The following is a 12,848-nucleotide window of genomic DNA, read 5'->3' as shown; positions in this document are numbered from 1 at the left end:
GCGCTCGCGCTCGGACTCGCAGAGTCCACGCTACCTTCCTCCCATGTACTTCAAATCAACCTTTTTCGAAGACTACACCATCGGCGACAAGCGCGTGACCCTCGGCCGCACCATCACCGAAACCGACTTCGTGGTGCACGCCGGGCACACCGGCGACTTCTTCCCCCACCACCTCGACGCGGAGTGGTGCAAAACCCAGCCGTTTGGCCAGCGCATTGCGCACGGCACCATGATTTTCAGCATCGGCATCGGCCTCACGGCTTCCGAAATCAACCCCGAAGCCTTCTCCAAGGGCTACGACCGGCTGCGCTTCGTGAAGCCTGTTTTCATCGGCAGCACCATTCATTCCGAAGTCACGATTTCGGCCAAGGAGGAAGGCAAAAAGCCGGGCTATGGCACCGTGACCGAGCACGTGGAAGTCATCAACGAGCACGGCGAAGTGGTGCTGGCCTGCGACCACCTGCTGGTGGTGAAGCTGCGGGGTCAGCTGTAAAACGGGCAGTGCGCCGCCTGACGTTCTTACCTTTCAATACGGACTACTTTTTACCTATTTATCCCACCCGATGGCCCTTGCTCCTGCTTCCACCCCGCCACCCGTTGCTACTGGCGGCCCCGTCAGTGCCCGCACTTATCTGCTGCCGTTTATACTGGTGGTAGGCGTGTTTTTTCTGTGGGGCATGGCGCATAGCCTGGATTCAATTCTGATTCCGCACCTCCAGAAAGCCTGCCAACTCAACAACCGGCAGTCCACCTTCGTGGATACGGCCGTGTTTTTGGCTTACTTCCTGATGGCCATTCCGGCCGGGATACTGCTCAAGCGGCTGGGCTACAAATTCACCATCATTCTAGGTTTGCTAGCCTTTGCGGGCGGGGCCTTTCTGTTCGTACCCGCCGCCGATGCCCGCTCCTACGGCCTGTTTCTGACCGCGCTGTTCATCATCGGCTGCGGCCTAACGACGCTGGAAACCGCCGCCAACCCCTACGCCGCCGTGCTCGGCCCGCCCGAGTCCTCGACAAGCCGGCTGAACCTGGCGGCCTCGTTCAACGGACTGGCGGTTTTCGTGGCCCCCATCATCGGCGCCAACATGATTTTGTCGGGCAAGGAATACACGAAAGCCCAACTGGCCGCGATGCCCGATGCTATCCGTAACACCTACCTCAACCACGAAGCCGCGGCTGTGAAGCTGCCCTACATCGTGCTGGGTTGTGTGCTGGTGGCCGTGGCGGTACTGTTCTTTTTCAGCAAGCTGCCCGAAGTGCGGGCCTCCGAGGCCGAGCCGTCGGAAGGCGGGGGCTTCTTCGCGGTGCTGAAACATCGGCACCTCACCTGGGCCGTGGTGGCGCAGTTTTTCTACGTGGGGGCGCAGGTGTGCGTCACGAGCTTCTTCATCCGGATGGCCAAGCAAGGCGCCGGGGTTGATGAGAAAACGGCCGGCTACTACCTGGCCGTGTACGGGCTGCTGTTTATGGTGGGGCGCTTCATCGGCACGGCTTTGCTTAAGTATATCGCCTCGCAGAAGCTGCTGTCGATTTATGCCGTTGTCGCCATGGCGCTGTGCGCGGTGGCCGTGTTCGGCGACGGGGCCTACGTCATCTACGCCCTGGGCGGACTAGGCTTTTTCATGAGCATTATGTTCCCCACCATCTTCGCCCTGGGCATCGCTGGCCTCGGCGACGACACCAAGCCCGGCTCGTCGTGGCTGGTAATGTCCATTGTGGGCGGCGCCATCATGCCTCCCCTCATGGGCACCCTCATCGACATGCGCGGCGATAACATCCAGATTGGCTACCTCATCCCGATGGTCTGCTACCTGGTGATTCTGCTCTTCGGTCAGTACGGCTACCGCATAAAAGGACAGTTGGCCTAATCGTCTGCGAAAACCAGAACGTCATGCAGAGCGCAGCGAAGCATCTCGCTCACTTCGTTGCAATTAGTTATGAATAGTGCTGCACGCGAGATGCTTCGCTGCGCTCTGCATGACGGTCAAATAATTACAGTTCAACTAATAACACGAATGAAAACCCGCTTGCTTCCCAAGACGCTCCTGTTGCTTGCGCTGCCGACGCTCGGCCTGCTGCCGGCCCCGGTGTGCGCCCAGCAAGCGCCCGATTTAGAATCCGTCTTTAAAAACCCGCCGGAAGCGGCCCGGCCGTGGGTGTTCTGGTACTGGATGAACGGCGCCGTGACCCCGGCCGGCATCACCGCCGACCTGGAAGCCATGAAGGAAGCCGGCATCGGCGGGGCGTACCTGATGCCGATAAAGGACGTGGAAAACCCGCCAGCCATTTCGCCGCCGGCCCGACAGCTCTCGCCGCAGTGGTGGGCCATGGTGAAGCATTCCATGCAGGAAGCCGACCGGCTAGGCCTGAAACTGGCCATGCACGTCAGCGACGGCTTCGCACTGGCGGGCGGGCCATGGATTACGCCCGAGCTGTCGATGCAGCACGTGGTATCGGCCCAAACGCAGGTAACGGGCGGCAAAAAGCTCAGCCTGACGCTGCCTCAGCCGCCCCGGGTGCAGGGCTATTACCGCGACGTGGCGGTGTACGCCTACCCCACGCCCACCGGCAGCGGCGTTTCTACCGCCACCCTTAAGCCCACCATTACCAGCAGCCTCACCGGCGAAAACCTGGACTTAATAGCCACACCCGGCAACAAAAAAGGCTTCAAAACCAGCGACACAGGCTGGATTCAATACGCATTCGACCAGCCTTTTACCTGCCGCAGCATCCGCATCCGCTCCAACGGCTATAACTACCAGGCCAACCGCCTGCGGGTGGAAGTGAGCGACGACGGCCACACCTTCCGGCCCCTCACGCGCCTGCAACCGCCCCGCAGCGGCTGGCAGGACAGCAGCGCCGTGACGCACGCGCTACCGGCTACTACAGCGCGATTTTTCCGCTTCCTCTACGACCCCGCCGGCTCGGAGCCGGGCGCCGAAGACCTCGACGCGGCCAAGTGGAAACAGTCGCTGAAAGTGTCGGAAATCCAGCTTTCGGGCGAGGCACGCATCCACCAGTTTGAGGGCAAAAATGGCGACGTATGGCGCGTGAGCCAGCGCACCACGCTCGCCCAAGTGCCCGACGCGCAGTGCGTGCCGCTGGGCAACGTCATCAACCTCACTGATAAGCTCGACGCCACCGGCCGCCTGACCTGGACCGCACCGCCCGGCCGCTGGACCATCCTGCGCATGGGCCACGCCAGCACCGGCCAAATCAATACCACCGGCGGCGGCGGGCGCGGGCTGGAATGCGACAAGTTCAACCCCGCTGCCGTCAGCTTGCAGTTTGACAAGTGGTTTGGCGAGGCGGTGCGGCAGGGCGGGCCGGAGCTGGCGGCGCGCGTGCTCAAGGTCTTCCACGTCGACAGCTGGGAATGCGGCTCGCAGAACTGGTCGACCAACTTTCCGGCCGAGTTCAAGCAGCGGCGGGGCTACGACTTACTGCCCTGGCTGCCCGTAATGGCCGGCGTGCCCCTGGCCAGCGCCGACCAATCGGAGCGGGTACTATCCGATGTGCGTCAGACGATTGCGGAGCTGGTGAACGACAAGTTTTACGTAACATTGAAGGACTTGGCGCACGCCAAAGGCTGCACGTTTTCGGCCGAGGCCATTGCGCCCACCATGGTGAGCGACGGCCTGCTGCACTACCAGCACGCCGACGTGCCGATGGGCGAATTCTGGTTGCGCAGCCCCACCCACGACAAGCCCAACGACATGCTCGACGCCGTTTCGGGCGCGCACATCTATGGCAAGAACATCGTGCAGGCCGAAGCCTTCACCGAGCTAAAGCTGGCCTGGGATGAGCACCCCGGCATGCTCAAGGCATTGCAGGACCGTAACTACGCGCTGGGGGTCAACCGCTTGGTGTACCACGTGTTCGTGCACAACCCCTGGCTCGACCGCAAGCCGGGCATGACGTTGAGCGGCATCGGCCTGTTCTTCCAGCGCGACCAAACCTGGTGGAAGCCCGGCCGCGCCTGGGTCGACTATGCCAGCCGCTGCCAGGCCCTGCTGCAACTCGGCCACCCGGTAGCCGATGTAGCAGTCTTTACCGGCGAGGAAACCCCGCGCCGCGCCATACTGCCCAATCATTTAGTGAACGACCTGTCCGGCATTTTCGGCCCGCAAGCCGTGACCGCCGAGCAAAAGCGCCTCGCCAACGTGGGCTTGCCGATGCGCGAGCAGCCCGAAAAAGTCTCCGCCTCGGCCAACATGGAAACCGCCGACATGCTGGTCGACCCGCTGCATGGCTACAAGTACGATTCCTTCAACAAGGACGCACTACTACGCTTGGCTAAGGTGGAAAACGGCCGTATCGTGCTGCCAGGCGGCGCCAGCTACGGCCTGCTGGTGGTACCGGGGGCGTTGAAAATGATTCCGGACAGCACGGCCATGTCGCCCGAAGTAGCGAAGAAACTGCGGGCGCTAGTAGATACTGGAGCCACCATTTTGCTCAACCAGCAGCCTAGCCGCTCGCCGTCGTTGCGCGGCTTCCCGAATGCAGATAAGGATGTACAAAAAGCAGTAGTAGACCTAGACCGAGTCAGTGATGTAGCAGCTTTTGCTTCTTATGCAGGAGCGGCGAATAGTGGTAGGTACAACAATAAAGTTTTATTAGGCCCATTCACTACTGAGTCTTTTCAGAAATTGGGTTTGGAGCGCGATGTAACGGCTAGCACCGTCAGCAGCCAGCGTGCCAAGGGCATCGCCTGGACACACCGCGCCGCGCCGGAGTTTGACATCTATTTCATTTCCAACCAACTCGATTCGGCTCGCACCATCAACCTGTCATTACGCGTGACGGGCCGACAGCCGGAGCTGTGGGATGCGGTGACCGGCGAAACCCGCCCGGCGACTGACTGGAAAGTGGAAAACGGCCGCACAATGCTACCGCTGCGCTTGGAACGCAATGGCTCCATTTTCGTGATTTTTCGTGAATCGACAACGCAACGAAGCGCCCAAAATGGCTCCAATTGGCTTGAAACGCAGCCCGTGCAAACCCTCGCCGGCCAATGGCAAGTCCGTTTCGACCCAAAAATGGGCGGGCCGGTCCAGCCAGTTAATTTCTCCCAATTGACGGATTGGAGCAAAAGCTCGGACGCCAGCATAAGCCATTATTCCGGCACCGCTACCTACACCCAAAGCTTCCGTTGGCAGCCGCCCAAGCAACTGAAGAAGCAAAAAGGACAACTCGCTGGCGCGCCTTCGGCCCAGGTTTACCTGGACCTCGGCACGGTTGCCAACCTAGCCGAAGTGCGCGTGAACGGCCAGCCCTGCGGCATCTCTTGGACGCCGCCTTACCGCCTCGACGTTACTCAAGCGCTCAAAAAGGGTGATAACCAGCTAGAAGTCAGCGTCACCAACACCTGGGCCAATCGCCTCATCGGCGACCAAGCCTTGCCCACCGAGCAACGCCAAACCTGGACGCCTGCGCCATCGCCGGCCGCGGGCAAGCCGCTGCTGCCGGCGGGGCTACTAGGCCCAGTAACGCTTGAAGTCAGCAACTCAGCCATTCCCACCTCCACCAAATAGCTTATGAACGTGTCCATTAAAAAGATTAGCCTAGGGCTAGTGGCGATGGCCTTCGCCAGCCCCACTTTTGCTCAGCAAAAGGCCCTCGTGAACACCTCCGCCAGCTCTCACGCCAAGCTGAGCAGCGTAGACATGGGCAGCGTGCAGTGGACCAATGGCTTCTGGGCAGAGCGGTTCGACGTGTGCCAGAAGTCGATGATTCCGACCATGTGGGCGCTCTACCACTCCGACCGCAACCACGCGTACAAGAACTTCGAGATTGCGGCAGGTCTGGAGAAAGGCGCGCATAAAGGCCCGCCTTTCCACGATGGCGACTTCTTTAAGCTGCTGGAGGCCCTGTCGGCATCCTATGCCGTGACCCACGACCCCAAGCTGGATAAACAGCTCGATGAAGCCATTGCGCTGGTGGTGAAGGTGCAGCGGCCCGATGGCTACCTCAGCACCCAGAGTACTATCGCAGAGTTGAATAATCCGGGCCAAAAAGCCGCCTTTAAGGACCGCCTGAATTTCGAGACCTACAACCTGGGCCACCTCATGACGGCTGGCTGCGTGCACTATCGCGCCACTGGCAAAACCACTCTGCTCAACGCCGCCAAGAAAGCCACCGACTACCTCTACAATTTCTACAAAAAAGCCTCGCCCGAGCTGGCCCGCAACGCCATTTGCCCGGCGCACTACATGGGCGTGGTGGAAATGTACCGCACCACCCGCGACCCGCGCTATCTGGAACTGGCCGAAAGCCTCATCAACATCCGCGGGCTGGCTGCTGACATCGGCACCGATGACAACCAAGACCGCCTGCCCTTCCGGCAGATGCAGAAGGCTGGCGGCCACGCTGTGCGGGCCAACTACCTCTTTGCGGGCGCGGCCGACGTGTACGCCGAAACCGGCGACAAAACCCTGCTCACAACACTGGACCGCATGTGGGACGACGTGACCCAGCACAAAATGTACGTCACCGGCGCCTGCGGGGCGCTTTACGACGGCGTATCGCCCGACGGCACGGCCTACAAGCCCGATACGGTGCAGAAAATTCACCAGGCCTACGGCCGCGACTACCAGTTGCCCAACCTCACGGCCCACGGCGAAACCTGCGCCAACATCGGCAACGTGCTCTGGAACTGGCGCATGCTGCAAATCACCGGCGACGCCATGTATGCTGACGTGATGGAAACGGCTCTCTACAACAGCGTCCTATCCGGCATCAGCCTCGACGGGCAGCGTTTCCTCTACACCAACCCGCTGGCCTATTCCACCGACTTGCCCTTCGCCCAACGCTGGTCCAAAGAGCGGGTTGATTATATCAGCCTTTCCAACTGCTGCCCGCCCAATGTGGTGCGCACCATCGCGGAGGTGAACAACTACGTCTACAACGTATCAGACAAAGGCCTGTGGCTGAACCTCTACGGCGGCAATAACCTAAGCACGAAGCTCAAAGACGGCTCGCCCCTCAAGCTGACCCAGGAAACCAATTACCCCTGGGATGGCAACGTGAAAGTTACCCTGCAAACCGCGCCAAAGAAGCCGTTTTCGATGTTTTTCCGGGTGCCCGGCTGGAGCGAAGGCGCCACCCTGCTCGTGAATGGCCAGCCCGTGGCCGCCACCCTCACGCCCGGCAAGTACGCCGAAATCAACCGCCGCTGGAAAGCCGGCGACAAAGTAGAGCTGCAACTCCCGATGCCCGCGCAACTTCTGGAAGCCAACGCTTTAGTGGAAGAAGCCCGCAACCAGGTGGCCGTGCGGCGCGGCCCGGTAGTCTACTGCCTCGAAGCCAGCGACCTGCCCGCCGGCAAACCCCTCAGCGGCTTGGTTATTAATGCCAACATCGTCTTCACTCCGCGCCATACCACTATTGCTGGCTCGGATGTGGTTTGGCTGGAAGGACAGAGTGAATTTGCCGATAACTCGGCCTGGAAGGGCCAGCTCTACCATCCCATTTCCAAGGAAAAGCCCGCTACCGTGCCATTCAAGCTGGTGCCGTACTACGCCTGGGGCAACCGCGGGCTGCACGATATGGAGGTATGGCTGCCGGTGAGCCGGTAGCCCCTGACGCCGGAACCTCCCCCTCGGCTCCTCTCCAAAAGTGAAGGGAGCCGAACGACTCAAAAAATAACTATTTGTTTTTGTAATGCCTTTTTCTCGGTTTTCAAGAAAGGACACGTCAGGCTCCCCTCTCTTTTGGAGAGGGGCCGGGGGTGAGGTTTACCAAGCTGGCTCACCACCACGAAAGAGCAGCGTCATGAGGTTCGTCGTTTGGGCAGCTCTGCTATGCATTCCGCAACTGAGCCATGCCCAGTTGCGCTTGTCCTCGTTGTTCACCGACAACATGGTGCTGCAGCAGCAAGCCGAATGCACCGTGTGGGGCTGGGCCAAAGCCGGCAGTACCATCACCGTGAGCCCAAGCTGGGGCAAGCAAAAATACACCGCCCAGACTGATGCCACTGGCAAGTGGCAGCTGAAAGTGAAAACGCCAGCCGCGAGCTACACGTCCTACACGCTGGGCATCAGCGGCGACGGGCCGACCGTGCAACTGAAGAACGTGCTGGTGGGCGAGGTATGGCTCTGCGGCGGGCAGTCGAACATGGAGATGCCGCTGAAGGGCTTCAAAAGCCAACCGGTGCTGGGCTCCAACGAGGCCATTCTACACTCTCGCAACGACCAGTTGCGGCTCTACACCGTGCCTCGCTCGTCCGTCACAGAGCCGCAGGAAAACAGCAAGCCCTCGCCTTGGCGCCTAGCCGAACCCGAGGCAGTGAGCAACTTCAGCGCCACGGCCTATTATTTCGGGCGGCTGTTGCAGGAGCAGCTACAGGTGCCGGTGGGCCTGCTGCATTGCAGCTACAGCGGCTCTTTCATTGAGGCGTGGATGGACGCCGAAACCGTGCGCCAGTTTGCGGGCGTGAAGGTGCCGGCTAAGGGCGACACCATCAAGCTGGTGAGCCGGACGGCTACTACACTGTATAACGGCATGCTACATCCCATTGAAGGCTACGGCATTAAAGGCGCCATCTGGTACCAGGGCGAATCCAACTACGACAACCCCGACGAGTACCCGGCCCGCATGGCGGCGCTGGTGAAGCTGTGGCGTACGAAGTGGGGCATGGGCGAATTTCCATTTTACTACGCCCAAATTGCGCCCTTCGACTACACCCGCACCTCCAAAAACAAGGGCGGCAAGTACAACTCGGCCTTCCTGCGCGACGCCCAGCGCAAGGCCCAAGAGCAGATTCCCAACTCGGCCATGGCCGTGCTACTCGATATTGGCGAGGAAACCTCTATTCATCCCATGCGCAAGGAGCCCGGCGGCACCCGCCTGGCCCTGCTGGCATTGGCTCAAACCTACGGCCGCAAAGGCTTCGGAGCACTGAGCCCAACCTACGAATCCATGACGGTGAAGGACAACGCTGTAGTGGTACGCTTCAAGAACTCGCCCAATGGCATGACTACTTTCGGACAGGAGCTAACGGGCTTCGAAATAGCCGGTGCCGACCAGAAATGGTATCCCGCCAAGGCCAACATCAGCGGCAGCAGCATCACCGTTTCAGCTGATGCGGTGGAGTCGCCGGTAGCGGTACGCTACGCATTTCAGGACTTCACGCGGGCCACGTTGTTCAGCAACGAAGGGCTGCCGGTGTCATCGTTCCGGACGGATGACTGGGCGCAATGAGCACGAAACCTCACCCCCCGGCCCCCTCTCCCGCGGAGAGGGGGTGCATTCAACATTTTTTGCAACTAGCTCCCCCTCTCCGCGGGAGAGGGGGCCGGGGGGTGAGGTTAATCGTCTGGCTTGTCGCGCTTCTCCCCTTCCTCGCCCAAGCCCAGACCGAACTTGCCTCCAACAACATCGCTTGGAATACCCCCAGCCAAAACGCGGGTGAATCAATGCCCTGCGGCGGCGGCGACATTGGCCTGAACGTGTGGAGCGAAAATGGCGACGTGTTGTTTTACATCGCGCGCAGCGGCACATTTGATGAGAATAACAGCTTGTTGAAGCTCGGCCGCGTGCGCCTGCGCCTCACGCCCAATCCGTTTGAGAAAGGCACCTTTAAGCAAGAACTAGCCCTGCAAACCGGCGACGTGACGCTGACCGGTACCGTAGGCAAAACTACCGCCCGGGTACACGTTTGGGTCGATGTATTCCGGCCCATCGTGCATGTGGAAGTGAACAGCACCGAAAAGCTCACGGCCACAGCTAGCTACGAAAGCTGGCGTTTCGAGGACCGGGTGCTGAAAGGCAAGGAAAACAACCAGAATTCTTACAAATGGGCGCCGCAGGGCGAGGTAAAAACCCGGCACGACAGCATCAGCTTCCGGGGCCACACCGTAGAGTTTTTTCACCAGAACCAACCGCAAACCGTCTTCGATGTGGCTGTGCAGCAGCAGGGACTGGCGACGGTGAAAACTCAGTTATTCAACCCACTGCAAAACCTGGTTTTTGGCGGCGTGCTGTGGGGCGAAAACATGCAGCCAGCCAGCACCACCGACGGCCAGTATCTACGCACACCCTACCGGAGCTGGCAGTTGAAAAGCCGTGCCCCGGCCCATAATCACTCGCTTACGTTGGTTCTGCACACGGCGCATGTCACCTCTCAGCAAGGCCATTTAGGGCTGTTAGCCATTAATTCACCGGCTAAGGTGCAGTGGCAAGCCGGACTGCAACAGGTTATTAGCACCCTCCCCAACCCACTGGCTGCCCGGCGCCGCACTGTGGCCTGGTGGCGTGGCTATTGGAACCGCAGCTTCATCCATATCCAGCCCAGTCAGCCAACGGCTAATGCTCCGGAGTGGCAGGCGGGCCGCAACTACCAGCTCATGCGCTACATGCTGGGCTGCAACGCCTTCGGCACCTCCCCCACCAAGTTCAACGGCGGCCTCTTTACCTACGACCCCGTCCTGACGGATTCCACGCTGAAGTTCACGCCCGATTTTCGCAATTGGGGCGGTGGCACCCACACCGCCCAAAACCAGCGTCTTGTGTACTGGCCCATGCTGAAAAGCGGCGACGCGGCACTGATGAAACCGCAGTTTGACTTCTACCTGCGCCTGTTGCGCAACGCTGAGCTGCGCAGCCAAACTTACTGGCGGCATCCCGGCGCCTGCTTCACCGAGCAGCTCGAAAACTTCGGCCTGCCCAATCCCGCTGAGTATAACTGGAAACGCCCCACCGACTTCGACAAAGGCCTTGAATACAACGCTTGGCTGGAATACGAATGGGATACTGTGCTAGAATTCTGCCTGATGATGCTCGAAACTGAGCGCTATGCCAGTCAGGATGCGACGCCATACCTGCCCTTCATCGAAAGTTGCCTCACCTTCTTCGACGAACACTACCAATACCTGGCCCGCCAGCGCGGGGCCAAGGCGCTCGATGGTGAAGGTCACTTGGTGCTCTACCCAGGCTCAGGGGCAGAGACCTACAAGATGGCCTACAATTCGACCTCAACTATCGCCGGCCTGCGCACGGTCCTCACTCGCCTGTTGGAGCTGCCGCCCGCCTATGGCACTCTGGAACAGCGCCAGAAGTGGACAGCTATGCTGAGCCGGATTCCACCCTTCAATTTCCGCGAAATCGACGGCCACAAGATGCTGGCTCCAGCCAAAACCTGGGAGCGCATCAACAACACCGAAAGTCCCCAGCTCTACCCCGTGTTTCCCTGGGACATTTACGGCGTGGGTAAGCCCGATTTAACCACCGCCGTGAATACTTACCGCTACGACCCCGATGTGCAGAAATTCCGCAGCCACGTAGGCTGGAAGCAACACAACCTCTTCGCCGCCCGCCTCGGCCTGACCAACGAAGCCGCCGAGCTAACGGTGCAGAAACTCCAGGATTCCGGCCGCCGCTTTCCCGCCTTCTGGGGCCCCGGCTACGACTGGGCGCCCGACCACAACTGGGGCGGCTCCGGCATGCTGGGCCTGCAGGAAATGCTGCTGCAAACCAACGGGCGTAAAATCTACCTCCTTTCGGCCTGGCCCAAAGCTTGGGACGTGCATTTCAAGCTACACGCACCCTACCAAACCACTGTGGAGGCCGTGGTGAAGGGCGGTAAAATCCAGGAACTTAAAGTATCACCTGAAGCGCGGCGGGCCGATGTGGAGGTGCTACTGAAATAGCCACAGCAGGTAGTCAATTGAAGGCCACCAGACCTCAGCCATCAGTGGTGGTGACAAGTGCCGTTATTGGTTCGGCTGTTTGGCGGTGGGCGTCACCCCAGGTTTCCAGGCCTTTCCAGATGGGCGAGAGTGCTCGGCCATTAGCTGACAAGTCATACTCAACCCGCGGTGGTACTTCCGCAAATACGGTGCGGCTAATCAGTCCATCACGCTCTAGTTCACGCAATTGTAACGTCAGCATGCGGTCGGTGATGTGAGGAAGCGTTTTCTTTAGCTCACTAAAGCGACGTTTCTGCGGCTCCAGTTTGTGCAGAATCAATAGTTTCCATCGCCCGCCCAGCAGGTTCATGGCGTAGGTCAGTCCGCAGAAATTATCGAGGGCTTCGCGGTTACGATTATTGGTCGAGGTAGGCTTTCGAGCGGCCATTACTTCCTTTTTTGTTAGTACCACACAAAGGGTTATCAACTTCGCTTTTGGCTGGCGACAAAGGTAGTTTTGCCCCACCTCAAACGCCTTCCCTTTATGAATGTACTGATTGTTTTTGCGCACCCCGAGCCCCAAAGCTTCAACGGTGCCCTGCTGCACACCGCCGTGGCCGCGCTCGAAGCGGCGGGGCACGCCGTGCAAGTTTCGAACTTGTACGCCCACCTGTTTGACCCCGTCTCGGACCGCCACAACTTTACGACCACTCGCGATGCATCCTTCTTCAAGCAACAAGCCGAAGAACTGTACGCTACCGAACACAACGGCTTCGCGGCCAACATTGAGGCTGAACTTCAAAAGTTGGCTTGGTGCGATGTTATGATTTGGCAATTTCCGCTCTGGTGGTTCAGCGTGCCGGCCATTCTGAAAGGCTGGGTAGACCGGGTGTTTGCCATGGGCCGAGCCTACGGCAATGGCCGGTTGTACGAACATGGACCGTTCCGAGGCAAACGGGCACTGCTTTCCCTAACTACTGGCGGAAGCGCCGCCGACTACTCATCAGGCGGTTTGCAGGGAGAGCTAGCGGGTATTTTGCGGCCGATTCATCGGGGCATGCTGCAATTCACAGGCTTTACAGTTCTGCCGCCTCACGTGGTGTATGGCCCCGCACGACAATCGGAAACGGAGCGCCAAACAGTGTTGGAAGCCTGGACTGCGCGGCTTCCAGGCTTGGCCGCCGAAGCGCCGCTAGAAGTAGGAAGGTATTAATGCTTTCA

General features: G+C 59.8%; 8 protein-coding genes. 7 read left to right on the top strand and 1 reads right to left on the bottom strand.

The annotated features are described in order from the left end of the window. Positions 1-43: 43 nt before the first annotated feature. From J4E00_RS14070 to J4E00_RS14045, 6 genes are all read left to right on the top strand, one after another. Positions 44-493, top strand: coding sequence for a MaoC/PaaZ C-terminal domain-containing protein (locus J4E00_RS14070; protein WP_208175805.1), 450 nt, complete (start codon positions 44-46; stop codon positions 491-493). A gap of 70 nt (positions 494-563) precedes the next feature. Further along, positions 564-1,868 (top strand): L-fucose:H+ symporter permease, encoded by a 1,305-nt coding sequence (gene fucP / locus J4E00_RS14065; RefSeq protein WP_208175804.1) that lies wholly within the window; start codon positions 564-566, stop codon positions 1,866-1,868. A gap of 147 nt (positions 1,869-2,015) precedes the next feature. Further along, positions 2,016-5,534, top strand: a complete 3,519-nt coding sequence (locus J4E00_RS14060) for a glycosyl hydrolase (protein ID WP_208175803.1) — start codon at positions 2,016-2,018, stop codon at positions 5,532-5,534. Between the two features lie 3 nt (positions 5,535-5,537). Beyond that, entirely contained in the window at positions 5,538-7,577 is a 2,040-nt protein-coding gene (locus tag J4E00_RS14055; RefSeq protein ID WP_236049773.1) for a glycoside hydrolase family 127 protein, read from the top strand. Between the two features lie 259 nt (positions 7,578-7,836). After that, complete coding sequence (locus J4E00_RS14050) at positions 7,837-9,201, top strand: sialate O-acetylesterase (protein WP_236049772.1); 1,365 nt, start codon at positions 7,837-7,839, stop codon at positions 9,199-9,201. Positions 9,202-9,302: 101 nt separating this feature from the next. Further along, positions 9,303-11,648, top strand: coding sequence for a DUF5703 domain-containing protein (locus tag J4E00_RS14045; RefSeq protein WP_410779755.1), 2,346 nt, complete (start codon positions 9,303-9,305; stop codon positions 11,646-11,648). 34 nt (positions 11,649-11,682) lie between these two features. On the opposite strand, the gene J4E00_RS30030 is transcribed toward J4E00_RS14045, so the two are convergent. Next, entirely contained in the window at positions 11,683-12,198 is a 516-nt protein-coding gene (locus J4E00_RS30030) for a helix-turn-helix domain-containing protein (protein ID WP_317196628.1), read from the bottom strand. Between J4E00_RS30030 and J4E00_RS14035 the strand changes: the two genes are divergently transcribed. Next, positions 12,172-12,840: an NAD(P)H-dependent oxidoreductase gene (locus tag J4E00_RS14035; protein ID WP_208175800.1), complete on the top strand. Its 669-nt coding sequence runs from the start codon at positions 12,172-12,174 to the stop codon at positions 12,838-12,840. The two genes, J4E00_RS30030 and J4E00_RS14035, sit on opposite strands and share 27 nt — an antisense overlap. Positions 12,841-12,848: the final 8 nt, after the last annotated feature.

The sequence above is a fragment of the Hymenobacter negativus genome (genome assembly GCF_017571495.1).
In the GTDB taxonomy this organism is placed as follows: Bacteria; Bacteroidota; Bacteroidia; order Cytophagales; family Hymenobacteraceae; genus Hymenobacter; species Hymenobacter negativus.
Note: the sequence above shows the minus strand (reverse complement) of the source record. Positions and strands in the feature narration are given on the sequence as shown.